This window comes from Halopelagius fulvigenes, from assembly GCF_055398025.1.
This window is the reverse complement of record NZ_AP043846.1, coordinates 759,749-784,492: the sequence shown is the minus strand read 5'-3', so window position 1 is coordinate 784,492 and position 24,744 is coordinate 759,749. Positions and strand designations below refer to the sequence as shown.

General features: G+C 69.1%; 28 protein-coding genes. 13 read left to right on the top strand and 15 right to left on the bottom strand.

What is annotated here, in order from left to right; genetic code table 11:
• Nucleotides 1-82: 82 nt before the first annotated feature.
• On the top strand, nt 83-451 hold the full coding sequence (locus ACZ522_RS08530; RefSeq protein WP_379692909.1) for a DUF8097 family protein: 369 nt from the start codon (nt 83-85) through the stop codon (nt 449-451).
• 265 nt (nt 452-716) lie between these two features.
• Here ACZ522_RS08530 and speB read toward each other — a convergent pair whose 3' ends face one another.
• Entirely contained in the window at nt 717-1,550 is an 834-nt protein-coding gene (gene speB / locus ACZ522_RS08525; RefSeq protein WP_379692911.1) for an agmatinase, read from the bottom strand.
• A gap of 5 nt (nt 1,551-1,555) precedes the next feature.
• Nucleotides 1,556-1,930: a translation initiation factor IF-5A gene (locus tag ACZ522_RS08520; RefSeq protein ID WP_379692913.1), complete on the bottom strand. Its 375-nt coding sequence runs from the start codon at nt 1,928-1,930 to the stop codon at nt 1,556-1,558.
• 194 nt (nt 1,931-2,124) lie between these two features.
• Between ACZ522_RS08520 and ACZ522_RS08515 the strand changes: the two genes are divergently transcribed.
• Nucleotides 2,125-2,661, top strand: coding sequence for a hypothetical protein (locus ACZ522_RS08515; protein WP_379692915.1), 537 nt, complete (start codon nt 2,125-2,127; stop codon nt 2,659-2,661).
• A 90-nt stretch (nt 2,662-2,751) separates the two neighbouring features.
• Here the strand turns inward: ACZ522_RS08515 and ACZ522_RS08510 are convergent, their stop codons facing one another.
• The 3 genes from ACZ522_RS08510 to ACZ522_RS08500 form a co-directional block, all read right to left on the bottom strand.
• A complete protein-coding gene (locus ACZ522_RS08510) occupies nt 2,752-3,237 on the bottom strand; it encodes a DUF5518 domain-containing protein (protein ID WP_379692917.1) in 486 nt (161 codons plus the stop codon).
• A gap of 67 nt (nt 3,238-3,304) precedes the next feature.
• Nucleotides 3,305-4,984, bottom strand: coding sequence for an ABC1 kinase family protein (locus tag ACZ522_RS08505; protein WP_379692919.1), 1,680 nt, complete (start codon nt 4,982-4,984; stop codon nt 3,305-3,307).
• Nucleotides 4,985-4,996: 12 nt separating this feature from the next.
• Entirely contained in the window at nt 4,997-5,365 is a 369-nt protein-coding gene (locus ACZ522_RS08500) for an Hsp20/alpha crystallin family protein (RefSeq protein WP_379692921.1), read from the bottom strand.
• Nucleotides 5,366-5,498: 133 nt separating this feature from the next.
• Between ACZ522_RS08500 and ACZ522_RS08495 the strand changes: the two genes are divergently transcribed.
• From ACZ522_RS08495 to ACZ522_RS08485, 3 genes are all read left to right on the top strand, one after another.
• Nucleotides 5,499-6,770 carry a molybdopterin molybdotransferase MoeA gene (locus ACZ522_RS08495; protein WP_379692923.1) on the top strand — a complete coding sequence of 424 codons (1,272 nt, stop codon included), beginning with the start codon at nt 5,499-5,501 and terminating at the stop codon, nt 6,768-6,770.
• Nucleotides 6,767-8,743 carry a molybdopterin biosynthesis protein gene (locus ACZ522_RS08490; RefSeq protein WP_379692925.1) on the top strand — a complete coding sequence of 659 codons (1,977 nt, stop codon included), beginning with the start codon at nt 6,767-6,769 and terminating at the stop codon, nt 8,741-8,743. Before ACZ522_RS08495 ends, ACZ522_RS08490 begins: the two co-directional genes overlap by 4 nt.
• Before the next feature lie 111 nt (nt 8,744-8,854).
• Nucleotides 8,855-9,577 (top strand): HalOD1 output domain-containing protein, encoded by a 723-nt coding sequence (locus ACZ522_RS08485; RefSeq protein WP_379692927.1) that lies wholly within the window; start codon nt 8,855-8,857, stop codon nt 9,575-9,577.
• Here the strand turns inward: ACZ522_RS08485 and ACZ522_RS08480 are convergent, their stop codons facing one another.
• The 7 genes from ACZ522_RS08480 to ACZ522_RS08450 form a co-directional block, all read right to left on the bottom strand.
• Nucleotides 9,578-10,258 (bottom strand): HAD family hydrolase, encoded by a 681-nt coding sequence (locus ACZ522_RS08480; RefSeq protein WP_379692929.1) that lies wholly within the window; start codon nt 10,256-10,258, stop codon nt 9,578-9,580.
• Nucleotides 10,259-10,349: 91 nt separating this feature from the next.
• A complete protein-coding gene (gene lwrS, locus ACZ522_RS08475) occupies nt 10,350-10,718 on the bottom strand; it encodes an LWR-salt protein (protein ID WP_379692931.1) in 369 nt (122 codons plus the stop codon).
• A gap of 4 nt (nt 10,719-10,722) precedes the next feature.
• Nucleotides 10,723-10,998, bottom strand: a complete 276-nt coding sequence (locus ACZ522_RS08470; RefSeq protein WP_379692933.1) for a 4a-hydroxytetrahydrobiopterin dehydratase — start codon at nt 10,996-10,998, stop codon at nt 10,723-10,725.
• A 42-nt stretch (nt 10,999-11,040) separates the two neighbouring features.
• On the bottom strand, nt 11,041-12,423 hold the full coding sequence (gene hemA / locus ACZ522_RS08465) for a glutamyl-tRNA reductase (protein ID WP_379692935.1): 1,383 nt from the start codon (nt 12,421-12,423) through the stop codon (nt 11,041-11,043).
• A complete protein-coding gene (locus tag ACZ522_RS08460) occupies nt 12,420-13,067 on the bottom strand; it encodes a precorrin-2 dehydrogenase/sirohydrochlorin ferrochelatase family protein (protein ID WP_379692937.1) in 648 nt (215 codons plus the stop codon). The genes hemA and ACZ522_RS08460 overlap by 4 nt, the downstream gene beginning before the upstream one ends.
• A gap of 25 nt (nt 13,068-13,092) precedes the next feature.
• The gene (ahbB, locus tag ACZ522_RS08455) at nt 13,093-14,163 is read right to left on the bottom strand and encodes a siroheme decarboxylase subunit beta (RefSeq protein ID WP_379692939.1); all 1,071 of its coding nucleotides are present in this window, start codon (nt 14,161-14,163) and stop codon (nt 13,093-13,095) included.
• A gap of 102 nt (nt 14,164-14,265) precedes the next feature.
• Nucleotides 14,266-14,664 (bottom strand): DUF5778 family protein, encoded by a 399-nt coding sequence (locus ACZ522_RS08450; protein ID WP_379692941.1) that lies wholly within the window; start codon nt 14,662-14,664, stop codon nt 14,266-14,268.
• Nucleotides 14,665-14,800: 136 nt separating this feature from the next.
• Here ACZ522_RS08450 and uppS point away from each other — a divergent pair, with 136 nt between their 5' ends.
• On the top strand, nt 14,801-15,730 hold the full coding sequence (gene uppS / locus ACZ522_RS08445) for a polyprenyl diphosphate synthase (protein ID WP_379692943.1): 930 nt from the start codon (nt 14,801-14,803) through the stop codon (nt 15,728-15,730).
• A 145-nt stretch (nt 15,731-15,875) separates the two neighbouring features.
• Here the strand turns inward: uppS and ACZ522_RS08440 are convergent, their stop codons facing one another.
• Entirely contained in the window at nt 15,876-16,484 is a 609-nt protein-coding gene (locus tag ACZ522_RS08440) for an undecaprenyl diphosphate synthase family protein (protein WP_379692945.1), read from the bottom strand.
• Nucleotides 16,485-16,624: 140 nt separating this feature from the next.
• Between ACZ522_RS08440 and ACZ522_RS08435 the strand changes: the two genes are divergently transcribed.
• Both ACZ522_RS08435 and ACZ522_RS08430 read left to right on the top strand, forming a co-directional pair.
• The gene (locus ACZ522_RS08435; protein WP_379692947.1) at nt 16,625-17,932 is read left to right on the top strand and encodes a DUF92 domain-containing protein; all 1,308 of its coding nucleotides are present in this window, start codon (nt 16,625-16,627) and stop codon (nt 17,930-17,932) included.
• The gene (locus tag ACZ522_RS08430) at nt 17,932-18,390 is read left to right on the top strand and encodes a GNAT family N-acetyltransferase (RefSeq protein ID WP_379692949.1); all 459 of its coding nucleotides are present in this window, start codon (nt 17,932-17,934) and stop codon (nt 18,388-18,390) included. The genes ACZ522_RS08435 and ACZ522_RS08430 overlap by 1 nt, the downstream gene beginning before the upstream one ends.
• Nucleotides 18,391-18,427: 37 nt before the next feature.
• On the opposite strand, the gene dnaG is transcribed toward ACZ522_RS08430, so the two are convergent.
• Both dnaG and ACZ522_RS08420 read right to left on the bottom strand, forming a co-directional pair.
• Nucleotides 18,428-20,044, bottom strand: a complete 1,617-nt coding sequence (gene dnaG, locus ACZ522_RS08425; protein WP_379692951.1) for a DNA primase DnaG — start codon at nt 20,042-20,044, stop codon at nt 18,428-18,430.
• A 179-nt stretch (nt 20,045-20,223) separates the two neighbouring features.
• The gene (locus tag ACZ522_RS08420; RefSeq protein WP_379692953.1) at nt 20,224-20,952 is read right to left on the bottom strand and encodes a sugar phosphate isomerase/epimerase family protein; all 729 of its coding nucleotides are present in this window, start codon (nt 20,950-20,952) and stop codon (nt 20,224-20,226) included.
• Between the two features lie 146 nt (nt 20,953-21,098).
• Here ACZ522_RS08420 and ACZ522_RS08415 point away from each other — a divergent pair, with 146 nt between their 5' ends.
• The 5 genes from ACZ522_RS08415 to ACZ522_RS08395 all read left to right on the top strand — a co-directional run bounded on the left by ACZ522_RS08415 (nt 21,099) and on the right by ACZ522_RS08395 (nt 24,722).
• Entirely contained in the window at nt 21,099-21,323 is a 225-nt protein-coding gene (locus ACZ522_RS08415) for a DUF3311 domain-containing protein (protein ID WP_379692955.1), read from the top strand.
• A 1-nt stretch (nt 21,324) separates the two neighbouring features.
• Nucleotides 21,325-22,827 carry a sodium:solute symporter family protein gene (locus ACZ522_RS08410; RefSeq protein ID WP_379692958.1) on the top strand — a complete coding sequence of 501 codons (1,503 nt, stop codon included), beginning with the start codon at nt 21,325-21,327 and terminating at the stop codon, nt 22,825-22,827.
• Between the two features lie 87 nt (nt 22,828-22,914).
• Entirely contained in the window at nt 22,915-23,484 is a 570-nt protein-coding gene (locus tag ACZ522_RS08405) for a cysteine hydrolase family protein (RefSeq protein ID WP_379692960.1), read from the top strand.
• A gap of 47 nt (nt 23,485-23,531) precedes the next feature.
• The gene (locus ACZ522_RS08400; RefSeq protein ID WP_379692962.1) at nt 23,532-23,915 is read left to right on the top strand and encodes a hypothetical protein; all 384 of its coding nucleotides are present in this window, start codon (nt 23,532-23,534) and stop codon (nt 23,913-23,915) included.
• Between the two features lie 186 nt (nt 23,916-24,101).
• A complete protein-coding gene (locus ACZ522_RS08395) occupies nt 24,102-24,722 on the top strand; it encodes a hypothetical protein (RefSeq protein ID WP_379692964.1) in 621 nt (206 codons plus the stop codon).
• The last annotated feature ends 22 nt before the right edge of the window (nt 24,723-24,744 follow it).

Here is a 24,744-nt window from a genome sequence, read left to right as displayed (position 1 = left end):
CGCTTCCTCTTTCCCCCCTTTCGCGGTCACCCGTCCTCGCCTCCACAGAAATGTATATCAGATGACAGTCGCAGGAGTACGTATGGTGTCCCGCCGACGGGCGGTCGCCGAGTTCCTCATCTCGGTCGCCGCGCTCGTCACCCAAACGTACAGTCGAAACGTTCTGAATCGACACGAGGAGTACGACGACCCGCCCTCGCTCTCGGCGAAGGGAGTACTCGCCGGCACGCTCTACCAACTCGTCTACCACTCGGCGTCCGACCGCGACTGGGGGCGGATACGGTCGAAGAGGTATCGAAGGCTCGCGTATGGTCTCTGCTGGGCTGCGGTCCGGCGGCGACTGTTCCCGAGCGACGAGTTCCGACACGGGTTCGATACCGGCGGCCTCGTGGGGACGATTCTCTACCGGCTCTGGTACGGCGTTCTCCACCCGGTGTCCGGTTCGGAGTAGCGCGCTCGGAATCGGACCGGACTGACCACCGGAACTGCTGAAACCGCCAGCCTCCGTCGGCGCGTCAGAGGACCTGTGAGCCGATACGTCGACCGACGACCGTGTTCCGAGGCCCTCCGTGTCCGAACTGCGGGAGCGAGCGGTGGACGAAGAAGACGCGCCCCGACGACTCGTGGATAACGTTCGGCGGGCACGACGCGGACCACGACCTTCACCGTTGTCTGCCGTGTTTCGCGTCGTTCTCGCCGGAGAGCGACGGGTCGGATTAACGCTCCGCCGCCGACCGCCCCGCGGCGGCGTGCGAGAAGACGAACTCGCGGAGTAGCTTCCCCGAGAGCGACGCCGCTTGCCCGTCGTCTCTGTCGTTGACCTCCACGACGTCGAAGCCGTCGGCGTGCGGGGCGACGGCGCGGACGATATCACGCATCTCGCGGGGTTCGAGGCCGAACGGTTCGGGCGTCCCCGTTCCCGGCGCGAACGCCGGGTCCGCGGCGTCGATATCGACGCTCAGGTAGACCGACCGGCCGTCGAACCGGTCGCCGGGGTCCCACGACGCCGCCCCCTCCGGCGGGACCACGGTCACGTCGTCGTCTTCGGCGCGGTCCCACTCCGCTTCGGACCCGGTTCGAGCGCCGACGATCACCGCCTCCTCCGCGCCGAGTTCGTCGAGGACGCGGCGCGTGAGCGTGGCGTGACTCCACTCGTTGCCGTCGTACTCGGTTCTCAGGTCGAGGTGCGCGTCGAGGCAGACGAACACGTCCGGTTCGACCGCTTCGACGCCCGCCGCGGTGACGGTGTGCTCGCCGCCGAGAAGCAGGGGGACGGCGTCGTCCCACACCGCGTCCGTGAGCGTACCGCTCACCCACTCGACGTACGCCTCGGCGTCGTCCCACGGGTGGACGTCGCCCTCGTCGTGCACTCGGAGGTCGGAAAAGCGCAGGCCGGTTCGCCGGTCGTAGTCGTCGAACGTCCGGGCGAACCGCCGGATCCTCTCGGGGCCGAATCTGGTCCCCGGTCGAAACGAAGTCGAGATATCCAGCGGGGCGCCCACGACGACGTACGCGGCGTCGTCACGCGACTCGGTCGCCCCGGGGAACATCTCGATTATACGATCTTCCGCTGTCCCTCGTACTCGAGGTACTCTATCTCGTCTTCGGGCGAGAGGTCCTCGCCCTCGGGGATGCGCATCGTGAACGTCTCGTACGTGTCGAGGTCCATGATCTGAGCGTCGTCGTCGGTGACGGAGACGACCTGCCCCTGCTTCCGCTCGATGATGGGGACCCACACCTTCGCGTCGACCGGTTGGGAGAGCGAACGCTTCCGGCTGTCGAAGACGCCCTTGCCCTCGATGCGGGCCTTCGCGCTGCCGTGCTTGCCGGGCTTTGCGGTGCTGTAGGCGTTTATCTTACAGGGAGAGTCGTCCATCATCACGTAACTTCCTTCCTGCAGTTCGCGGACCTGCTTCTGCTCTTTCGCCATATCTCCGCGTTATCGGGTTGTGGGTATAAACGGTTTGGAAACGCCGCGAGGGGCGATAGCGACGCGTGACACCCGAGAACACCTCTCTCCGACCTGCGGTCCGGGCCCCCGGGACGCCCGATTTCGACTCCCACCGTTCTCTCTCCCGATAACTGCGTCCGAGTCTATACATACTCGGACGGCGGATCGGGGGTATGCGAGCGTCCACACCCCCTTCTGCCTCCGCCGCGGACCCCGTCGAGACGGTGGTCAGGCGACTCTCGGTCCCCGCGGGGACGGAACTCGCCCGGTCGCTCCTCCGGGGCGTCGGGGCGGACGCGATGGAGCGTCACGGCGCGTTCTCCGCCGCGTTAGGCGCGGTTCGCGCGGTGAGTCGTCGCCTCGACGTCGACGTTCCGGAGGTGTGCGCCGCGGCGGCCGAACTCGGCATCGACCCCCGCGACGCCCTCGCCGCCGAACGGAAACTGGAGGCCGAACTGTCGCCACCCGGCGACCGAGACGACGTGGAACGACTCTCCTCGCGCATCACGGCGTACGCCGTTCTGTTGGACGCGTTGGAGAACGGCGTCTCCCCGGACGACCTCTCGGCGTCGGTCGACGACACCGCGGAGTTCGACGCCGCGGCCGTCAGCGACCACCTCGGCCGACTGAAAGCCGACAAGGCGATGGCGCAACTCGGTTTCCGCCTGTACGACATCGCCCGCGACGACGACGAGTCCGACGCCGAGTAGGCGGTACGCGTCGCTCGAACGTTCGGAGTTCCCTCAGCCAACGGAGCGACGTCGTCCCTCGCGCCTTCCGCCGCGTTCGGTCTCCCGCCGTCACGTCTCTTCGTTCGGGTCCGTCCCCAACCACCCGACGTTGCCCTCCGTTCCGCCGTCGGTCGTCACCCGGCCGTCCGCCGCCGGGCCGTCGCCGCCGGAGAGGCGGTCCTCGCGGTGTCGGCGGACGAAACTGCCGACCGTCCCCGCGACGGCGTTCGGAAGCGTCACGGAGAGGAGGATTCCGGTCGTCGCCGCGCCCGGCGTGGTGAAGAACGGGGCGAGATACTCGTAGGGAAACGGGAGCGTCCCGTCGCCCGTCACCGCGAGGACGACGAGTCCGGGGATGAGGAGCGTCCCCCACGCCAGAGAGGAGAGGAGGCCGTGCCACGCCCCGTCGGAGGATTCGGGGCCGACGACGTACCCGGCGAACACGCTTCCGGCGAGGCCACCGACGAGCGTCACGCGACCCGTGATCGCGAAGACGAGCGCTTCGCTACACGCCGCTAGCGCGAACCCGGCTAGCACGGCCCGCCAGCGAGTCATACCGTGCGTATGGAAACTCCTCCAGTATAAACGCATCCTCCCGAAACTCAGGTCTGATACCGACGCGTCACTCGTCGCCGCGGCGTTCGCGGAGGTTCTGGCGGGTGAACTGCGGCGTGGCGCGAACGCCTCGCTTCGACCGGAACGACCGGTACAGGAGGACGGCGACGGGAATCGTGAGCAGGGCGGCGACGGCGGCGGGAACGACGCTCGTCCCCTCGAACGCGTACAGAATCGACGTCGAGAGCGCGCCCACGGCGAGGAGGATGCTGTAGGCGATGCGGCGCGCGAGTCGGTCGAAGACGCCGTTTTTGTCCTCGACGCGGATGTTGACGCTGAGGTTCTCCCGTTCGAGGCGGTCGAGCGTCCGGTCGAGCTTCGGCGGGACGGTGAACAGCGCCTGCGAGGTGTCTCTGGCCTGCCTGCCCGCGTCTCTGGCCAGTTCTCTGGCCGTCTCCTCGTAGTACCCCTCCTCGCGGAGGTACGCCGTCGCCACCGCGATGAAGTCGAAGTTAGGGTCCAACGTGACGCAGACGCCCTCGACGACGGTAGCGACGCGGAGGACCAAGGCGAGATTGCGGGGCAGGCGGAGGGGGAACTCGTAGATGGTCGACTCCACCTGCTCGATTATCTGCTGGACGCGGTACTGTTCGATGTCCTCGCCGCGGGCGTCGGCGATGGCCAGTTCCATCACGTCGCCCATCACCTGCCGGTCGGCCTCCGGCGAGAGCGTCCCCATCTCGATGAGGGCGTCCAGGATGCCGTCGATGTCCTGGTTGGCGATGGAGACGTAGAAGTCCACGATCTTGTCCTGGATGAACGGTTCGACCTTTCCGGACATCCCGAAGTCGTAGAAGATGATGCGCCCCTCGTCGTCCACCGCCAGATTCCCCGGGTGGGGGTCGGCGTGGAAGACGCCGTCGTCGATTATCATCTGCAGGTAGACCCGTTGGAGCGTCGTCGCCAGTTCCGTCCGGTCGATGCCCATCTCGTCGAGGGCCGCGACGTCGTTTATCTTCGTCCCCGGGAGGTACTCCATCGTGAGGACGCGTGGCCCGGAGCGTTCCTCGACGGGCGCGGGGATGCGGATGGCGTCGTCGCCCCGGAAGTTCGACCGAATCTGATCGAGGATGCGCCGTTCGCGGCTGTAGTTCATCTCCTGTCGGATGGTCTTCGCGAACTCGTCGGCGAGATTTTCGAGGGAGAACGCCCGTCCCTCCCCGATGAAGCGCCTGACGACCGGCAGCGACCACCGGACGACCCGGAGGTCCGCCTCCACGAGCTTCTCGATGCCGGGGCGGCGAACCTTCACCGCGACGGGGTCGCCGTCGTACTCGGCGGTGTACACCTGCCCGAGACTCGCGCCGCTTATCGGGTCGGGGTCGAACACGTCGAACGCCTCCGAGACGGGGCCGAGTTCCGCCTCCAGGACCTGACTCGACTCCTCCCACGGGGCCGGCGGCACGTCGTCCTGCAAACTCGACAGCACCTCGATGTACTCCGGCGGGAGGATGTCCGGGCGCGTCGAGAGCAGTTGGCCGAGTTTGATGAACGTCGGCCCGAGCGTCAGAAGCGAGTCGAGCAGAATCCCCGCCCGCCGCACCCGCATGTCGGGGGTGACGCTCCGGGACCCGCCGAACAGGAAGAAGCGACGGCGGTCTCTCGCGTAGGCGACTATCAGCGGGAAGAACTGGTAGACGACGACGAGGAACCGCCAGTACGCGCGTAAGTTGACCAGCGTCACCACCTCACCGCGAGGTCAGACGCCGTCCTCGTCAGCGGTAATCGGGATGGTTCGTTCGGGCGCGGCGGTTCGCTTGGGGAGGCGAATCGTGAGGACGCCGCGTTCCATCTCCGCGTTCGCCCCCGCGCCGGTGGCGTCCGGCGGGAGGGGGAGTTCGGCGTCGAGGAACAGCGACCGGTCCTCGCGGACGTACTGAAACTCAGCCGGAAGCCACTTCTCGCGTCGCGCCTCGATGGTGAGGCGGCCGCTTTCGACTCCGATTTCGGCCGTCTCCGCCGTGACGCCGGGGAGGTCCAACACGAGGAGGTACGCGTCTTCGGATTCCAACAGGTCGGCGAACACCGCGTCGGGGAGTTCCTGAAGCGCGTCCCGCAGTGCAGACATACGCCGACGTAAGTGTGCCTCGGGCTAAAACCCCCCGGTCGCGGCTGTCGATTCCGGCCGTAAGGCCTTTTCCGGACGGACGGTCCGCCCGGCGCTACGCCCCTTTTTGGTTCCGGGCGCGCAACGGTCTGACATGGACGCAGCGGACTCCGATTCGGACGACCACGGGGCGGACCGACGCGCCGCCGGGTTCAAAGACCGGACGCGGGTCGCCGCCGCCCGGGAGACGCTTCTCTCGGCGGCGACGCCCCACGAACGGACGGAACGACTCCCCCTCGGACCCGCGGACGGACGGGCGCTGGCGGAACCGGTCGCGTCGCCGCGGCCCGTCCCCGGGTACGACCGGGCGGCAATGGACGGATGGGCGGTGCGCGCGCGGGACACGTTCGGCGCGTCGGGTCGGTCGCCCGAGATTCTCCGCGTCGGGGCCGCGGAGGCCGAACCCGACGCGGAAGTCGCCCCCGGCGAGGCGGTTCGGGTCCACACGGGGAGCGAACTCCCGCCGGGCGCGGACGCCGTCGTGATGATAGAGGAGACGGAGGCGGTCGGCGACGAACTCGAAGTGTTCGACGCCGTCACCGAGGGCGAGAACGTCGGCCCGGTCGGCGAGGACGTCGCGGAGGGGCAACACCTGTTCGACGCCGGCCACAGACTCCGGCCGTCGGACCTCGGCCTCCTCAAATCGGTCGGCGTAGACGAGGTGTCCGTCTACGAACGGCCGACCGTCGGCGTGATTCCGACGGGCGAGGAACTCGTCCAACACGACCCCGACCCCGGCGAGATAGTCGAGACGAACGGGCTGACCGTCACCCGTCTGGTGGACCGGTGGGGCGGCGTCCCCACGTACCGGAGCGTCGTCACCGACGATGAGGCGGCCCTCCGCGCGGCCATCCAACGCGACCTGACGAAGGATATCGTCGTCACCACCGGCGGGTCGTCCGTCGGCGAACGCGACTTGGTGCCCGAGGTGGTGGCGGAACTCGGCGAGGTTCTCGTCCACGGCGTCGCCCTCAAACCCGGCCACCCCGTCGCCCTCGGTATCGTCGAGGAGACGCCCGTCGTGATGCTCCCTGGCTACCCCGTCGCCTGCATCGTCAACGCCGTGCAGTTCCTCAGGCCACTGCTCAAGCGCGTCGGCCGCCTGCCCGACTCGCCGTTCCCGACCGTCGAAGCCCGACTGGAACGCAAGATCCCGAGCGAACCCGGCGTCAGGACGTTCGCTCGCGTCCGTCTGGACGCCGAGGAGGGCGAGAACGACCGGGTCGCCACCCCCACCCGCGCCTCCGGGTCGGGCGTCCTCTCCTCCGTCGCCCTCGCGGACGGGTGGGTCGTCGTCCCCGAGGACCGCGAGGGGTACGCCGAGGGTGAGACCGTCGCCGTCGAAGACTGGGAGTGGTCCGCGTGAGCTCGCGCAAGGAGTTCCGCGATTTAGCACCGCCGGAGGAGGCCCACGAGGCCATCGCGTCGTTGGACCTCGAACCGGACCCGGAGACGGTCCCCCTCTCGGAGGCGCGGGGGCGCGTCCTCGCGGAGCGAATCGACGCCGAGTTGGACGTGCCGGGGTTCGACCGCGCGAGCATGGACGGGTACGCCGTCCGCGGCCGGGACACCTTCGGCGCGGACGAGGCCGACCCCGTCAAGTTGGACCTCGTGGGCGCGGTCCACGCCGGCGCGGAACCGGACGTGACCGTCGGCGAGGGCGAGGCGGCCGAAATCTCCACCGGCGCGGTGATGCCGCCCGGCGCGGACGCCGTCGTCGTCGTCGAACGGACGGAGGAACGCGACGGGCGGGTCGTCGTGCGGACGGCCGTCGCGCCGGGCGACAGCGTGATGCTCGCCGGCGCGGACGTGGCCGCCGGCGCGCGGGCGTTGGGACCCGGAACACGCGTCACCCCCCGCGAGATCGGCCTGCTCTCGGCGCTCGGAATCAACGAGGTGCCCGTCCGGGGGCGACCGACCGTCGGCATCGTCTCGACGGGCGACGAACTCGTCCGCCCGGGCGAGGAACTGCGGAGCGAAGCCGGACAGATATACGACGTGAACAGTTACACCACCGCCGCGGCCGTGGAGGAGGCGGGCGGCGAGGCGCGCCTCTACCCCCACGCGGGCGACGACTACGAGGAGATGGAGCGAATCCTCGTGGAGGCCGCCGAGGAGTGCGACTTGGTGCTCTCGTCGGGTTCGACGTCCGCCTCCGCCGTGGACGTCATCTACCGCGTCATCGAGGAACGCGGCGAACTCCTGCTTCACGGCGTCGCGGTCAAACCGGGCAAGCCGATGCTCGTCGGGCGCGTCGGCGACTCCGCGTACGTCGGTCTGCCGGGCTACCCCGTCTCCGCACTCACCATCTTCCAGACGTTCGTCGCGCCCGCCGTCCGCCGCGCCGCCGGCCTCCCCGAACCCCGCACCGCGACCGTCGAGGGGTCGATGGCCGTCCGCGAACGCTACGGCGAGGGGCGACTCCGTCTGATGCCCGTCGGCCTCGTCGAAAGCGGGCCGGCAACGGCCCGAAGCGGAGGCGGTGACGCCGCCGAACGAAGTTCGGCTGGCCACCAGACGAAGTCTGGTGAAACCGCCGACGACGAGGCGGGCGAGACGCTGGTGTACCCCGTGGACAAGGGAAGCGGCGCGACCACTTCCTTGGTCGAGGCCGACGGCGTGGTGGAGGTCCACCCGGACACGGAGTACCTCGCCGAGGGCGAATCGGTCGAGGTGCGCCTGTTCTCGCCCGACGTTCGCCCCCCGACGCTGTTCGGCGTCGGCGAGGACGACCCCGCCCTCTCGCGCATCCTCGACAGACTCGAACGACCGCGATACCTCGCGGTGGGGAGCCGAGACGGCCGCAGACGCCTCCGCGGCGGCGTGCCCGACGCGGCGGTGGTCGCGGGGCCGAGCGACCGCGAGGTGGAGGCGGTCGAACTCGGCGGGTGGACGCGCGAGTGGGGACTCGTCGTCCCGCCGGGCAACCCCGACGGCGTGACCGGTCTCGCGGACCTCGCCGACGAGGACCTGCGGTTCGTCAACCGCGACACCAACTCCGGACTCCGCGCGAGTCTGGACGACGCGGTGGCCGAGGTGGCGGCCGACAGGGAGACGACGAGCACCGAACTGACCGACGCCATCGACGGCTACGAACTGGGGACGAAGGCGTACGAGAGCCCCGCCCGCGCCGTCGTAGACGGGAACGCGGACGCGGGCCTCGGCCTGCGGCAGACCGCCGAGTCCCTCGATTTGGGGTTCGTCCCCCTCGGGACGGAGACGGTCCGCGTCTGGGCGAACCCCGACAGGACGGAGAAGGCCGGCGTCCGCGAGTTCGAACGCGCGATTGACGACGCCGGGGACGTGTTCGATTCGCTCGCGGGCTACGACCGCGACTGACCGCCGCCGAGTCCCTCCGAGCGCCGCCGAACGCCCTCGAACCCCGGAAAGTGGCGGTCGCCTGCCGCGTTCGAGGGAAAACGCTATGTACCCCTCTTGGTAGGTACTGTCATGATACCGGCCCAGACAGTGTTGCACGTGGACGACGACCCGAGCGTGCTGGAGTTATCCCGGGCGTCGTTCCGACGGGCCGGCGACGCCGACGTGACGGTGGTGACCGCTGCGTCGGGTCCCGAGGGGATGGCCGTCCTCGACTCCCGGCGCGTGGACTGTATCGTCAGCGACTCGGTCGCCATGCCGGACGGAACGCCGTTCGTCGCGGCCGCGCGCCGCGCGCACCCGGCCGTCTCCATCGTCCTGTTCACCGCCAAGGAGTGGGACGACGTTCGCTCCGACGCGGCCGCCGCCCGCGTCGAGACGTACGTTCGGAAGGCCGACCCGGGCGACTTCGCGCGGGTGATAGCGGAGGCGAGGACGCTCGCCCGGCGGGGCAGAGCGAACGAGGAGGAGAGAGAACCCCGGCCCGACGGCGGCGAGTGGGAGTTCGTCACCGCGCACGACTGGGAGACCGACGACGAACTCAGCACGAGCATCGTCGTCGCGTTGGCCGCCTACACCGGTCGAGACGCCGACGAGACGGGACCGCTGTATCCGACCGTGGACGCCGACGTGTTGGACGCGTTGCTCCGCCCGCCAAGCGACGACTGTGACTACGACGTGCAGGTTCGGTTCCCGTACCGGTCGTGGGAGTTCACCGTCTCCAGTCGGGGTGAAATCGGAATCAGAGCGGCGAGGGACGGCGCAGCCGACGAGTCGTACCCGAATCGAGCGTAGTTACCGTTCGAAGCCGCCGTCGGCGGCGACGTCGGAACCCAGGTCGGCGAACGACTCGACGCGGTAGTCGGCCAGCACGCACCGGCCGCGCCGTTCGGGCGGGTGCCGTTCGACGTGGATGCCGTGGAGGCCGGCGTTCCACGCCGCGCCGATATCGCTCGCGCCGTCGCCGGCGAGGACGCCCGCCCCCGCGTCGTCCGGGTCGAGGCCCAACCGTTCGATGGCGTGTCGGACCGGCGCGGGGTCGGGTTTCCACCCGAGGTCGGCCGTACAGCAGACGATGGTGTCGAACCACTCCCGGATGTCGAGATAGTCCACCACGGGGTCCGTGAGGAACTGCTGGCAGTGCGTCACGACTCCGACCGGCACGCCCTGCGACCGGAGGTCGGCCACCAAGGCCGCGGCGTCGTCGTGGAGGAACGTCGCCTCGGCGCGGGCCTGCGGGTCCTCGACGGCGTGGAAGGCGTCCCAGAACTCCTCGGGGTCGAGACCCCACTCGCGGAGTCGCGGGTCGCGCGCGCCGCCGAGGCCGTGCCAGAGGATCTCGGCCTCGCGGTCGGTGAACCCCCGGCCCAACCGGTCGCCGACCCGGTCGAACGTCTCGCGGGTGTACGACCACTCGACGTCGACGACCGTCCCGTCGAGGTCGAACAGCCAGAAGTCGTACGCGTCGGCAATCATGGACGAACCGATAGGTAGCGACGAGATAAGTCTGTTGCGCCCGTTCGCGCCGCCGGGAACGACCGCCGCCCGGCCGCCTTCCACGGCCTCTTCACGGCCTGACGTGTATCGAACTGCCGAGGTACTTCGTGAGCGTTTCGTCTACCGCGTCGGAGTTGAACAGGTCGAGGTTGTCGGCGATCTCCGACTTCAACGCGTCGAGGTACTCCTCGTCGGTCCGCAACTCCCTGAACGAGACGGACTCGACGGGGGCCGAGAGCCACTCGGCGGCGAGTTCGCGGGCGTATCGCTCGTCGTTGACCTCGCCGCGCCAGAGGGCGTCCCGGAAGAACAGCCAATCGCCCTCGCCGGGGGGGTCCGCGTCCAGTTCGACGACGGCGTCGAACGCTCGCGGATCCGTCTCCACGCCCGGAGCGGTTTCGAGGGCGAATCGCACCTTGAAGACGTACGCCGCGCGCAACGGACTACACCTCGTCGTCGAACAGGCCGGCCAGACGGATGTCCTTGTCCGTGATGCCGCCCTCCTCGTGGCTCGTCAGGCGGACTTCGACCTCCTTGTACCCGACGCGAATCTCCGGGTGGTGGAACTCCTCTTCGGCCACCTCGCCGACGCGGGTGACGAACTCGATTCCCTTCAGGTAGTCGTCGAACTCGTACGTTTTCGTTATCTCGTCTCCCTCGCGGTCCCACCCCTTCGGGAGCTTTCGCTGTATCTCGTCGTCGCTGAGCAGGTCTGCCATGTGAGAGAGTGTCGGACGGATTCGGGATAACGCTTCTCCCCGTCAGTCGTCCGACAGGCTTTCGAGGACGTGCTGCGGGATGTCCTCGTCGGGACTCGGGTTCGCGTCGGCCGGAACGCCGTCCGGTCGTCCCTCGGACGACTCCTCCGAGGCGTCGCCGCCCGAGAAGCGGGGCATCTCGCCCTCGAAGTCGGGGTTGAACAGTCGCATGGCGGTTTGGATGGTGGACCAGTCGTCCTCGGCGGCGGCGTCGCGGAGACTCTTCGTCGGCGCCGAGAGCAACTGCCCGACGAGTGCGTCCGCCATCGACGCCACCGTCTCGCGTTGCTCCGGCGTGAGAGAGCCCTGCGACTCCAGTTTTGAGAGGGCGGTCTGGACCTCTCGCTCCTTGACGCGTTCGGCGGACTCGTACATCGCGCCGATGGCCTCGTCGGCGCGCTTTCGCTTGTAGGAGTCCAGGAGGCGGTCGAACTCGTCGTCTATCATCGCCTCGACGCGGCGCGCCGCCTCCTCGCGGAGCGTCCGCGTCTCGTCGGTCACCGCTTCGAGGGCGTCGATGTCGCGGACGACGACGCCCGCCACCTCGTCCGCGGCGGGGTCCACGTCGCGGGGTTGGGCGATGTCGATGAGCATCGTCTCGCCCGCGTCCGCAACCTCGGGTTCCGAGATGACGTACGTCGGACTCCCGGTGGCGGTGATGACCACGTCCGCCTCCGCGACGGTGCCCTCGACGGCGTCCAACGGGACGGCGCGGGCGGGACTGTCCACCAACTCCGCGAGGTGTTCGGCGTTCGAGAGCGTCCGGTTCGCTACGACGACTTCCTCGACGTCCGCGGCGGCCAACGCCTCCGCGGCGAGGCGGCCCATCTCGCCCGCGCCGACGACGAGTGCGGTCGCCCCCGCCACGTCCACCTCGGACGCCGCGAGTTTGACCGCCGCCGACCCGAGGGAGACGGCCCCCTCGTTGATGCGCGTCTCCGTCCGCGCGCGTTCGCCGACGTGAACCGCCTTCGTCAGGGCGTCGTCGAGGACCGGTCCGACCGCCCCGGCCTCCCGCGCCGACTCGGCGGCGCGCTTGAGTTGGCCGAGAATCTGGTCCTCGCCGAGGACGAGCGATTCGAGTCCGGCGGCGACCCGCATGAGGTGCCGCAGACTCTGCTCGTGGTCCATCTCGACGACTGCGCCGTCGCGGACGTCGGGCGCGAAGTCGTCGAGGGCGGCCCGCCCCCGCGCGACGGCGTCGGTGACGACGTACGCCTCCGCCCTGTTGCAGGTCTGGATAGCGAACGCCTCCTCGACGCCGTCGCGGGAGAGAAGACACTCGACGACGTCCTCGGCGTCGGTCGTCGATGCGGACTCTATCTCCTCGATGCTCGCAGACTCGTGCGAGACGCGGACGCCGGTTATCACTCCGGCGTCTCTCATCGGTCACCCCCCATCGTGTTACGTATCACGCGGTCTGCCTCTTGGCGGGGATTAGATTCCCCCGTACGTAAAGCCTTCCAAACGCGCGGAGACCGTACGACCGCTCGCACGGCGTCTCGGCGCTTCTCCGGCGCGTAGCCGTCACGCTTCAGTTCCGCCCGCAGGTCGCCGGTCAGGTCGGCCATCGCCCCCGCGCCGTCGAGTTCCGACTCGACGCGTTCGCGGAGGTACTTCGCGAGGGCGGGACTCGCGCCGCCGGTGGAGATGGCCGCCGTCACGTCGCCGTCCGTCGCCGTCGCGGGGACGACGACGCTCCCGGCGTCCCGGCCGCCGCTCTCGTCGGCGCGGTTGACCAACGCGCCGCGCTCTCGGGCGGCGCGTTCGGCCGCCTCGTTCACCGCCTCATCGTCCGTCGCGGCGACGACGAGGGCGGGGTCCGTCCGGGCGACCCACGATTCGACGTCTTCGGGGCTCGGAGCCTCGCGGACGCGTTCGGCCCCGCCGAACTCCTCGTCCGCAAAGTCGGGACTGACGACGATAACCTCCGCCTCCGCGGCGAACCGGCGCGCCTTCCGCGCGCCGACGCGTCCGCCGCCGAAGACGAGGACCGTCTCGCCCGCGAAGTCGTGGTACAGCGGTATCACTCGTTTTCTCCCTCCGTGTGCCGTCTCACTCGGTGTTCGCCTCCGCGCGTTCGTCCATCCGGATGCCCGTCTTCTTCAGGATGCGCGTCGAGAACAGGGTGTCCCAGTCGTCGTCGCCCACGTCCCAGTACGTCTCCATCTCCTCGCGCACCCGTTCGATTCGCGCCTCGCTCTCCTCCTCGCTCCGACCGTGGGTCATCGCGAAGAAGTTGTACGGCCAGACGCCCTCGTGGCGGGGCCGCCGGTAGCAGTGGGTCACGAAGTCGAGGCCGGCGACGGCGGGGCCGACCTCTTCGACCACCTCGTCCGGGACGTTCCAGACGGTCATGCCGTTCTCCGTGTAGCCGAGGGCGTAGTGGTTGGGGATGACGCCGACGCGCCGAACTTTCCCCTCCCTCTCGAACCGCTTTATCGTCCGGACGACCCACTCCGTCTCCGCGCCGATGGCCTCGGCCACGTCGGCGTACGGCGTCTCCGTGACGGGGAGGCCGCCCTGAATCTCCAACACCAAGTCGCGTTCCGCGGGCGTCAGCGTCCGCCGCGACTCGGGGTCCACCTCGGGGCCGAGGTGCGAGAGGTCCACGTCGCCGTCGGGGACGGGGCCGTCGAGCATGAACTTCGCCTCCACGCGGAATTCGCGCTTCTTCGGCAGGTTGTACGTCGGTTGCCCCGTCTCCGCCTCTATCTCGGCGAGAACCTCCTCGACGCGCGCCTCGTCGGCGACGCTCACGACGAACCAGACGTTGAGGTGCGGGTGTTCGCGTTCGTAGTTGTGCGCGACTTCGCGGTGGGCGTTGACGTTCTCGACCACCTCGTCGAACCGGTCCTCGGGGGCGTGCATGGCGACGAGCGTCGCCGTCCCGCCTATCTCCTCGGCGTTGACGAGTGCGCCGAACCGGGTGAGGACGCCCGACTCGTCGAGGTGCCGGACGCGTTCGAGAAGTTCTTCGGCGGTCACCTCGACGCCGCGTTCGCGGAGTGCCGCGGCGGCCGGTTCGAACGGGCGTTCGACCACGGGGAACCCCCCTTGGAACGCGTTGACGATGGCTCGGTCGAGTCCCGTCAGGTCCTCGACGTCGGCGTCGGCCCTACTCATTACGTCTGTTTCGGTAGTCCGGATGGATAAGCGTCTCGAAGCAGGTGACGTTTCGGGGGGTCTAACGGCCGGTTCAGCCCGGTCAACCGTGTACGTCCGGTCTCAGGGGACGGGCATCACGCGTTCGACGTGGGCCAGTTCTTCGAGTTCCTCGACGACGGCGTCGTGGTCGGCGGTGGCCTCGTAGTAGAATACGATGTCGAACGTCCCGTTCCGGAGTAACTGCTGGCACTCCCAGACGAACTCCTCGTCGTCCAGCGCCAGGCCTTGGAACTGGTTGGAGGCGAAGTCCGTGTCGTCGTTGCCGGCGTAGATGTACGTCTCTCCCTTCCCGGCGTGCGCCGCGATGACTTCGTTCGCGTCGACGGTCAGTTCCTGCATCTCCAAGTCCTCCTGCCCGCCGAGGTCGGTGTGGACGATGGCGCCCACGAGTTCGATATCGCCCGGTTCGAGGAGCGCCATCGTGCGCTTGTAGAGGTCGTCGTCTACGACGTCGGTCATGGGCGAAACTCGTCGTCCCGGGATAAACGGGTGGCGGTTTCCGCCAACCCCGACGGTCGCCCCGGGACGTGTCCCCGTGCAAACAGTTCACGGCAACGAAAAGACACATACCTCTTGCGGCGGATGTACGTCGTATATGTTGCAGTGGGCTCGTCGGCGGTTCGCCAGCGCGTACGAGCAGATGCTCCGGCGAGAGGTCGGGGACGGTCCCGACCACGTCGCCATCATCCAAGACGGGAACCGACGGTACGCGCGGAAGAGCGGAGACGACGTGTCCGACGGCCACAGGAAGGGCGCGAAGACGACCGAACAGGTCCTCAACTGGTGCGACGAGCTCGGCGTCGAGGAACTCACGCTGTACACCTTCTCGACGGAGAACTTCGACCGCCCCGAGGACCAACTCGAAGCGCTCTTCGACCTCATCGAGTCGAAACTGTACGAGTTCGCGGACGCCGACCGGGTCCACGACGGCGAGGTCCGAATCTCCGCCATCGGTGAGGTGGACCTCCTCCCGGACAGAATGCAGGAGGCCGTCGAGTACGCCGAGAGTCGAACCAACCAGTACGACGGCTTCCGGTTGAACATCGCTCTCGCGTACGGCGGGCGCGCGGAACTCCTTGGGGCGGCCCGCGACGTTGCCCGCGCCGTCGAACGCGGCGACCTCTCGTCCGACGACATCGGCATCGAGGAGATAGACGAACGGTTGTACCGCCAACCCGCCCGCGACGTGGACCTCATCATCCGCACCGGGGGCGACGAGCGCACCTCGAACTTCCTCCCGTGGCATGCCAACGGCAACGAGGCGGCCGTCTACTTCTGTGCGCCCTACTGGCCGGAGTTCTCGAAGGCCGACTTCCTCCGCGGCCTCCGGACGTACGAGTCCCGCGAGATGTCGTGGCAGCGCACCCGGTCGGAACGCGCGGTGGCCCTCGTCCGCGCCGTTGCCGAGACGGAACTCGCCGAGGCGCGCACCGTCGCGGGCCGCCTCCGGGAGCAGTTGTCCTCCGCGGGGGCGCAACAGGTCACCGCGGAGTTGGAGCGTCAGGGCGAGGAAGTCGCGGACTGACGGCGTAACCCGTCGGGAGGCGAGCGAAGCGAACGGACCGACGGAGTTCGACCTAACGGCCGAATTTCTGTTGCTCGCATCCCTCGCAACAGCGTTCGGCCTACCGGCCGAACCGCCGCTGGACTTTGGTCCGGCGTGATTCGGTTTAGCGACCAAATCTCCGCTGTCGGTTCTGGTAATCCAGCACCGCCCGCAGGTAGTCCCGCTTCCTGAAGTCCCGCCAGTTCACGTCGGTGAAGTACAGCTCCGAGTAGACGGACTGCCATATCATGAAGTCCGAGAGCCGTTCCGCGCCGGTCTTCAGCACCAGGTCGGGTTCGTCGGGGAAGACGAGTCGCTCCTCGACGTGTTCCTCGTCCACGTCGTCGGGCGAGAGCCTCCCCGCTTCGACTTCCGCGGCGATGGAGCGGACGGCCTCGGCGAACTCGTGTTTGCCGCCGAGGCCGATGCTCACCTGCACGGGCGTATCGACGCGTTCCGTGTCGCCCGGCCCACGGACGGCGAGCGTTCGCGGACTCTGCACCTCGGTGAGTTCCCGTTCGAGCGTCGGCACGACGGCTTCGTCGAGGACGCTCACCGAGACGGTGACCTGTTCTGCGCCGTACTCGAACGCCCAGTCGAGGAACTCCTCTAACGTGTCGTACGCGCCCTGCTCCAACAGGTCGCGTTCGGTGATGACCACCGCGACGTGCTCCGGGGGGTCGGACTCGTGTCGTCTGTGGCGGAGGGCGAGGTACCGGTCGTACAGTCCCACGCCGCATGCTCCGTGGCGGCGCGAGTAAATCCCACCGATTCGGGCGAACCGTCGCCCCGGCCGCCCGGCCGCGCCGGAACCGTCAGACGGAGACGGGCAATGTCGGGAGCGTTAAGTGCGAGTCTGAGATATCGAACGGTGTGCATTCGACGCTTCGGCGAGCGGGTGGGTTCGCCGTGGTGGGGACGCTGGCTCTGGCGGCGCCGGCGCTGAACGGTGCGGCGTTCGCACCGTTCGCGGCCGTCGCACTGTTCGCCGCGTTCGTCATCACCGACGGTCCGCTGTTCGAGCTGTTCGCCCGACCCGGAGACCGACAGGACGGCCGGCTGAACGGCCTCGCGGGGTTCGCGCTCGCCGCGGCCGGACTGGCTATCTTCGCCACCGTGATGGACCTCCCGGTGGACCTGTTCGTCGCCGCCGTCGTCGTCCTCGCCTACGGCAACCTCGGCGCGGAGCTGGTCGCCGAGACGTCGGACGACCCGTTCCTCGGCACCGCCGGCTTCGTCTTCGGCGGCTTCCTCGCGGGCGTCCTCGCGCAGGCCGCCGTCGCGTCGTACGTCGGCGCGGAGGTTCTCCTCCCGCGCTTCGCCTTCCTCGCGGCGGCCGCCGCCCTCGTCGCGGCGCTGGTCCGCGAAGTCCTCTTCGAGCAGGACGACCCGCTCGTGATGCTCTCTGCGGGACTCCTGCTGTGGCTGTTCGACTTCCTCGCCGACTCCGTCGCGCCGGTCGAAATCACCCTCGCCCTGGTCGTCACCGTCTTCTTCGGCTACGTCTCGTACGCGCTGGGGACGGCGTCCGTCCCGGGGATGCTGACGGGCGTCCTCCTCGGGCTTCTCACCATCGTCTTCGGCGGGTTCGGCTGGTTCGCCGTCCTCATCTCCTTCTTCGCCATCGGCGGCCTCTCGGCGAAGTTCAAGTACGACGCGAAGAAGGACCGCGGCGTCGCCGAGGACAACGACGGGGCGCGCGGCACCGGCAACGTCCTCGGCAACGCCGCCGTCGCCCTCGTCGCCGTCGTCCTGTTCGCCGCGAGTCCGTGGCTTCCCGTCGGCGCGAGCGTCTTCCAGTACGCCTTCGCCGGGTCGCTGGCGGCGGCGATGAGCGACACGCTCTCCTCGGAAATCGGCGGGCTGTACGACAACCCCCGCCTCATCACGACGTTCGAAACCGTCGCGCCCGGCACCGACGGCGGCGTGACGTGGCAGGGCGAACTCGCCGGCGTCGCCGGCGCGGGCATCGTCGCCGCCTTCGCCTACGTCGTCTTCTCGGACGTGGCGCTCGCGGGCGCGTCGGTCGTCCTCCTCGGCGGCGTCGTCGGCATGACCGTCGATAGCCTCCTCGGCGCGACGGTGGAGGGCGACCGCATCGGCAACGAGGCGGTGAACTTCGCGGCCACCGTCGTCGGCGCACTCGTCAGCACCGTCGTCGCCCTCGCCGCACTCGTCTGATGCCCGTCCGACCGGCCCGCCCGTCCGACCGGTCCGCGCTCTCCTCCCTCCAGTCGCACCTCGCGGAACCGTCGCCGTCGCTCCTCGACGCCTCGGTGGCGTCGGGCGACGAGGGCGGTGCGGTCCCGGCGGGCGGCGTCGGAACGCTCCTCGTCTCCGCCGACGGCGACGGAACGGCGGACCGGCCGGCGGGCTACCTTCTCGCGGTCGATTCCGACGGCGAGGGCCACGTCGCGGAGGTGGTCGTCGCCCCCGCCCGCCGCCGCGAGGGGCGCGCGTCTGACCTCCTGACGGCGTACCTCCGACAGCGACCGCCCGGTACGCGGGTCACCGTCACCGTCGCGCCCGACAACGGGGCGGCCCGGTCGCTCTACGAGGCGCACGGGTTCGAAGTCGCCGGGCGGCGTCGGGACTTCTTCGAGTCGGGCGACGCACTCGTCTACGAGCGAACCGTCTGAGAGAACTCATCGGGCGCGGCGAGGGCGGCGGACGCCCTCACTCGGCGGCGGCCAACAGGTCCGACGCGGCGAGGACCCGGACGCCGACCGGTCGCTTCACGAACTCGCCGGTGGACGCGGCGACGGCGTGACTGACGCCGCGTTGCGCGACCACATCGAGGACGCGTTGCGAGAGTTCGTCGTCGAGGACGACCGCGTACGGCGCGGATTCGGCGCTCTCGACCGCGTCGAACGCGTCTCCGGCGGGCGCTTCCGCGACAGTCCGCAACTCGTCGTCGAGGAGGCGGACCGTCCCGGTCGAATCGCCGACGACCGCCCGGACGTGGTCGCGCAGGGACGGCGGGTGCGACTTCTTGGCGTCTTCGACCGCCGCGTCCCCCTCGTCGGCCGGCGAGTCGGGGGACGATTCGGACGCGCCGGCGGCCGCGTCGGCGGTCGTCGCCACGCCGTTCGTCGCGGTTCCGGCCCCCGCGTCGGCGGCCGCATCCGTCGTCACCGCTTCGACGGGCGCGGAGTCCGCAGTCCCGCCCCCGATATCGGCGGGCGGGGCGTCACGCGCGGTGGTCGCCACCACGGCGGCGGACTCGCCCGTCTCCGCGTCGGCGACGTTCACCGCCACGTCCGGCGTCTCGCCGCCGCCCTCCGGGGGCGTCCCGCCCTCCGAGGGGGGTTCGGCGGGCGCGTCGTCGGCGTCGTCGGATGTCGATTCCTCGTCTCGCTCGTCTCCGTCGGACCCCATCTCGGGGGTGGGAGTCGCCGACTCAGTCGTCGGCGACCCCTGCCGAGGGTCCGTCCCCCCACCTCCGGCGTCCGCCGCGGAGTCGGTCGCGGCGTCCCGGAAGTTCCCGTCGTCGGGGAGCATCTCGAACGCGATCTTGTTCCGGAGAACGGACATCAACTCGTGGCGGGGTAAGTCCTCGACGGACGTGCCCTCGGGGGCGAACGCGACGTAGTCCACGTCGCCCACCTGCGACAGTTCCCGCAGGATGAGCTCGCCGCCCCTGTCGCCGTCGAGGAAGGCGGTGACCGTCCGGTCCTGCGTCAGCTCCGCCACGTCGGCGGGGACGTTCGTCCCCTCGACGGCGACGGCGTTCTTGATGCCGTACTTTAGGAGGGTCAAGACGTCCGCGCGGCCCTCGACGACGATTATCGCGTCCGAATCGACGACGCGCGGTCCGGCGGGGAGGCCCTCGTACTCGGTGATGTCCTCGACGCGGACGCTCTCTCTGACCTCCTCCAGAATCTCCGTGGAGGTCATCACGGTGTCGTCGAACGACTCCGCGAGGAGCTCCTTGGCGCGTTCGACGACTTCCCGTCGCTTCGCCTCGCGGACGTCCTCGATGTCCGTGATTCTGGCGTCGGCTTGGCAGGGGCCGACGCGCGTGATGGTTTCGAGCGATGCGGCGAGGATGGCCGTCTCGACCTTGTCGAGACTGGTCGCTATCGTGACTCGCCCGAACGACTGGCCGTTCTCGCTCTCTATCTGTACGTCTATCCGACCGACTTTCGACGACTGCTGCAGGTCGCGGAGGTCGAGTTCGTCTCCCAGCAGACCCTCGGTCTGCCCGAAGATGGCGCCGACGACGTCCGAACGTTCGACGACGCCGTCGGCGGTGATGGCGGCGTGAATGAGATATTTTGCTGTATCGTCCATTGATGAACCCCCCTTTCGAGGTTTGATGATGTGAATGACGTCATGGGAAGCCCGATGACACCCTTATATTTCGTTCGCTGTCGGCAAATAACTATCGTACCGGCGACGCGATTCGAGAGTCGTTGATGCGTCGCCGGCGGTCGGTTCCGACGGCGGGCGCGAAGTCGTCGGTTCGGGCGTTACAGTCCTCGCTCCGCCAACCACGACGCCGCGCGTTCGAGCGATTCCAGGGGGTCGTCGGGGTCGTCGTGTTCGAAGACGACCCACTCGACGGACGCCTCCCGCGCGGCGTCGAGAACGGCGTCGAGGGGGGCGTCGCCCTCTCCGAGGTCAACGGGCCGGCCGCCGCGCGGCGCGTCCGCGTCCGTGACCACGTCCTTCAGGTGGAGCACGTCGATTCGGTCGGCGTGCCGTTCCACGAGCGAAGCGGGGTCCGCGCCGGCGGCGTGGGCCCACCCCGCGTCGAGTTCGAGTGCCACGTCGGCGTCGGCGACGACGCGTTCGAGGGCGTACTCCCCCTCCACCTCGACGAACTCGTGTTCGTGGTTGTGGTAGCCGAGGCCGAGAACGTCCCCGGCGACGGCGTCGAGGCGGGCGGCGGTTTCGTCGGCGGCGTCGGCGTCCGCGAAGTGCTCGGGGTCGAGGTAGGGGACGACGAGCGAATCGGTCCCCAACGCGCCGTACGTCTCGACGGCGGCCGCGGGGTCCGATTCGAGGGCTTCGATGCCGACGTGGGCGGACGGGGCGGCGATACCGGTGTCCGAAAGCGCGTCGGCGACCGCGCTCTCGTCGTCGCCGAGGCCGGCGAACTCCACGCCGTCGAACCCCGCCTCGGCGACGCGGCGAACGGTTTCCGGGAGCGGGGCGTCCAGCGAACGAAGGGTGTACAGTTGGACGGCGGTCTGCATGTCGGTCCAGTCGCCCGACTCGCGTTTATACCCCGTGGGAGTCGGTGTCCCCCCGACTCGCCCTTTCGAAGAATATTTCTCTTCGGTTAGCGCAATCGAATCTCGAACGATAACATTTAGGTCGAGAGGGTAACAAGTCGGTTCCAATGACGGGGTTGAAGACGGATTACCTCTGGTACGGGGTGTTCGCCCTGTTGGTCGTGTTCGCCGTCCCGTGGTTCATGTGGCGCGACGCGACGACGTGGGCCGGACTTCCGCTGTGGTTGTGGTGGCACATCGGCTGGATGCTCGTCGCGTCGGCGGCGTTCTACGCGTTCTCGCTCGGCGCGTGGGACAGGCTGATGGCGACGGAGACGGGGGAGGTGCGCTGAGATGGCGGGGACGGACCTGCCGGTCCAACTCGGCGTCGTCGGCGCCTACCTCGTCGTCTCCGTCGCCGTGGGCGCACTCGCGTACCGCTTGACGAGTCGCGACGCGGAGGACTACTACCTCGCCAGTCGGTCGCTCGGCACCGTCGTCCTCCTGTTCACGACGTTCGCGACGCTGCTGTCGGCGTTCACGTTCTTCGGCGGGCCGAACCTCGCGTACGCCGCCGGGCCGGAGTGGATTCTCGTGATGGGGCTGATGGACGGCGTTCTCTTCGCCATCCTCTGGTACCTCGTCGGCTACCGCCAGTGGCTCATCGGCCGCAACCGGGGGTACGTGACCCTCGGCGAGATGCTCGGGGACCGCTTCGGGTCGAAGCGCCTCCGCGCACTCGTCGCCGGCGTCAGCCTCTTTTGGCTGTTCCCGTACGTGATGCTCCAGCAGATGGGCGCGGGCGAGGCCATCGTCGGCCTGACGAACGGCGCAGTTCCCTACTGGGCGGGCGCGGCGCTCATCACCCTGTTCATGATCGTGTACGTCGTCCTCGCGGGCCTCCGAGGCGTCGCGTGGACGGACACCTTACAGGGCGTCTTCATGCTCTCTATCGTCTGGGCGGCCGTCGTCTGGGTCGTCTCTGCGGCGGGCGGCCTCGGGAGCATCTCGGCGTCGATGGCGTCCGCGAAGCCGGAGTTCCTCGCACTCGGCGGCGGCCTCTACTCGCCGCAGTGGATGATTTCCAGCGCCGTCACCATCGCCTTCGGCGTGACCATGTTCCCGCAGATAAACCAGCGGTTCTTCGTGGCGAAGGACGCCCGCGTGCTGAAGCGGTCGTTCGCGCTCTGGCCGATACTCGTCCTCCTCCTTTTCGTCCCGGCGTTCCTGCTCGGGTCGTGGGCGGCCGGGTTGGGCGTCTCCGTCCCCGAGGGCGCGAACGTCGTCCCCGTCCTCCTGAACGAGTACACGCCCGCGTGGTTCGCAGCCCTCGTCGTCGCCGGCGCGATGGCGGCGATGATGTCGTCGTCGGACTCGATGCTCCTCTCCGGGTCGTCGTACCTCACCCGCGACCTGTACCGCCCGTTCGTCGCCCCGGACGCGACGGACGACAGGGAGGCGTGGGTGGCCCGCGGCGGCGTCGTCGCGTTCGCCCTGCTGACGTTCGTCGCCAGCCTCTTTCGACCGGGGACGCTCGTCGAGGTGGGCGACACGGCGTTCGGCGGGTTCGCCCAACTCGCGTTCCCGGTGATAGTCGCGCTCTACTGGTCGAACACGACGCGAGCGGGGATGTTCGCCGGCGTCCTCGGCGGACAGGCGTTCTACCTCGCGCACGTCTTCCTCCCCGAGGTGACCGTCGCCGGGGCGACGGTGCTGGGCGCGACGTACTTCGCGTGGGACTACGCCCTCTGGGGGATGCTCCTCTCTTTAGTCCTCACCGTCTCCGTCTCCGCGCTGACGACGGCCGCCGTGGACGAGGACGCGGACCGCTTCTCCGTGGGTCTGCGGGCGGACTGAGACCGACCGCGAGCGCTCTCTCCCCTCTCCCGTCGTGGGGTCCCGCCGTTCCCGAACGTTAAACTGCGCCTGCGCCGACCCACCGACATGAACGAGTCCGTCGCGCGGGAGTACGGCGACGCCGTTCTCGTCCTCGTGGACTTCCAATCGGGATTCGACGACCCCCGGTGGGGCGAGAGGAACAACCCCGACGCGGAGAGAAATACCGGGCGACTCCTCGACGCGTGGCGCGCCCGAGACGCGCCGCGCGTCCACGTCCGGCACGACTCGACGGAGGCGGACTCGCCGCTTCGGCGCGACGCCGACGGCTTCGCGTGGAAGTCCGAGACGGCACCCGACCCCGACGAACCGGTGTTCACGAAGCGGGTCAACAGCGCGTTCGTCGGCACCGGCCTCGAATCGTGGCTCCGCGAACGGGGGTTCGACCGCCTCGTCGTCGCCGGACTCACGACCGACCACTGCGTCTCGACGACGACTCGGATGGCCGAGAACCTCGGGTTCTCGCCGCTCGTCGTCTCCGACGCGACGGCGACGTTCGACCGCGCGGGGCCGGACGGCGAACGGTACGACGCGGAGACGACGCACCGAACCGCCCTCGCGCACCTCCGCGGGGAGTTCGCCGCCGTGGCGACGACCGACGAGATACTGGCCGAGTAGCGTCCCGCGTCGGCAGAGTCACCCCGCCGTACTCCCGACCAGCCGACATGAAGCGCCGCCTGTTCCTCGTCCCCGGCGTCGTCGTCCTCCTCGGTCTCGCCCTCTTCACCGTCGTGTTCGGTCCACCCGCCACGCCCTCCGCGGTAGCGTCGATGGCGTGCTTCGCCGTCGCGGGCGTCGTCGTCCTCCTCGCCGGACTCCGCGCGTCGGCCGCGGTTGGGCCCTCGCCCGTCCCGTGGTACGTCTTCGCGGGCGTCGGCGACGTGGCCCTCGCACTCGGACTGCTCGTAAACGGCGCGGCGACGGTCGCACACGGCGAGGACACCCTCGTGACCGCCATCACCGTCGTCGCCAGCGTCCCGGTTCTCCTGTTCATCGGCGTGGACTACCTCCGCGGCGGCGTCCACCTCGACGTCTCCGTCCTCGAGTAGGCGTCGAGCGATTCCGCCACCGCATTGACGGTGCCGACGGCCGAGGTCTGCCGCATGGTCCTCGGAGTCGGTCTCCTCGCGGCGGGGTTGGCCGCGGTGCACGTCGTCGCCGGACGGATTCGCTCGCTTTGAGTCATCCCCCGGAGCCAGTGGCTCTCCCTCGCCGGCGGCGTCTCCATCGCGTACGTGTTCGTCCACCTCCTCCCCGAGATCACGGCGCGACAGGCGGAGATGGCCGGCGGCGAGTCGGCCACCGGCGTAGCCGCGGCCGGCGGGGAACTCTCGCTCTTCATCGTCGCCCTCGCCGGGTTCGCCCTCTTCTACGCCCTCGAACGACTCGCCGCCCGGTCGCGCCGCGAGACGGACGGGGACGAGGTTCTCGGCGACGCGGAGACGCGAACCCCCGCGAGCGTCTTCTGGATACACCTCGGGTCGTTCTCGGCGTACAACGGCCTCGTCGGCTACCTCCTCCTCCACCGCGAGGAGACGGGCCTCCTGAACCTGCTCTTTTACTTCACGGCGATGGCGCTCCACTTCGTCGTGAACGACTACGGCCTGCACGAACACCACCGGGAGGCGTACACGCGCGTCGGGCGGTGGCTTCTCGCGGGGTCCGTCCTACTTGGGTTCCTCGTGGGCTCTCTCGTCGCCGTCCCCGAGGTTCTGCCCAGTCTCCTGCTGGCGTTCCTCGCGGGCGGCGTGATTCTGAACGTGATAAAGGAGGAACTCCCCGAGGAGCGACAGAGCCGCTTTTGGGCGTTCGCGGCGGGGTTGGTCGGCTACACGGCGGTTCTGTTGGCCGTGTGATTTTAGAATGTCTACTCGTGTT

Bases quoted from the DNA above. Each gene is read 5' to 3' on its own strand.
- ACZ522_RS08530 (WP_379692909.1), top strand. From the start codon at position 83: ATGGTGTCCCGCCGACGGGCGGTCGCCGAGTTCCTCATCTCGGTCGCC.
- speB (WP_379692911.1), bottom strand. From the start codon at position 1,550: ATGTTCCCCGGGGCGACCGAGTCGCGTGACGACGCCGCGTACGTCGTC.
- ACZ522_RS08520 (WP_379692913.1), bottom strand. From the start codon at position 1,930: ATGGCGAAAGAGCAGAAGCAGGTCCGCGAACTGCAGGAAGGAAGTTAC.
- ACZ522_RS08515 (WP_379692915.1), top strand. From the start codon at position 2,125: ATGCGAGCGTCCACACCCCCTTCTGCCTCCGCCGCGGACCCCGTCGAG.
- ACZ522_RS08510 (WP_379692917.1), bottom strand. From the start codon at position 3,237: ATGACTCGCTGGCGGGCCGTGCTAGCCGGGTTCGCGCTAGCGGCGTGT.
- ACZ522_RS08500 (WP_379692921.1), bottom strand. From the start codon at position 5,365: ATGTCTGCACTGCGGGACGCGCTTCAGGAACTCCCCGACGCGGTGTTC.
- ACZ522_RS08495 (WP_379692923.1), top strand. From the start codon at position 5,499: ATGGACGCAGCGGACTCCGATTCGGACGACCACGGGGCGGACCGACGC.
- ACZ522_RS08485 (WP_379692927.1), top strand. From the start codon at position 8,855: ATGATACCGGCCCAGACAGTGTTGCACGTGGACGACGACCCGAGCGTG.
- ACZ522_RS08480 (WP_379692929.1), bottom strand. From the start codon at position 10,258: ATGATTGCCGACGCGTACGACTTCTGGCTGTTCGACCTCGACGGGACG.
- ACZ522_RS08470 (WP_379692933.1), bottom strand. From the start codon at position 10,998: ATGGCAGACCTGCTCAGCGACGACGAGATACAGCGAAAGCTCCCGAAG.
- hemA (WP_379692935.1), bottom strand. From the start codon at position 12,423: ATGAGAGACGCCGGAGTGATAACCGGCGTCCGCGTCTCGCACGAGTCT.
- ahbB (WP_379692939.1), bottom strand. From the start codon at position 14,163: ATGAGTAGGGCCGACGCCGACGTCGAGGACCTGACGGGACTCGACCGA.
- ACZ522_RS08450 (WP_379692941.1), bottom strand. From the start codon at position 14,664: ATGACCGACGTCGTAGACGACGACCTCTACAAGCGCACGATGGCGCTC.
- uppS (WP_379692943.1), top strand. From the start codon at position 14,801: ATGTTGCAGTGGGCTCGTCGGCGGTTCGCCAGCGCGTACGAGCAGATG.
- ACZ522_RS08430 (WP_379692949.1), top strand. From the start codon at position 17,932: ATGCCCGTCCGACCGGCCCGCCCGTCCGACCGGTCCGCGCTCTCCTCC.
- dnaG (WP_379692951.1), bottom strand. From the start codon at position 20,044: ATGGACGATACAGCAAAATATCTCATTCACGCCGCCATCACCGCCGAC.
- ACZ522_RS08420 (WP_379692953.1), bottom strand. From the start codon at position 20,952: ATGCAGACCGCCGTCCAACTGTACACCCTTCGTTCGCTGGACGCCCCG.
- ACZ522_RS08415 (WP_379692955.1), top strand. From the start codon at position 21,099: ATGACGGGGTTGAAGACGGATTACCTCTGGTACGGGGTGTTCGCCCTG.
- ACZ522_RS08410 (WP_379692958.1), top strand. From the start codon at position 21,325: ATGGCGGGGACGGACCTGCCGGTCCAACTCGGCGTCGTCGGCGCCTAC.
- ACZ522_RS08405 (WP_379692960.1), top strand. From the start codon at position 22,915: ATGAACGAGTCCGTCGCGCGGGAGTACGGCGACGCCGTTCTCGTCCTC.
- ACZ522_RS08400 (WP_379692962.1), top strand. From the start codon at position 23,532: ATGAAGCGCCGCCTGTTCCTCGTCCCCGGCGTCGTCGTCCTCCTCGGT.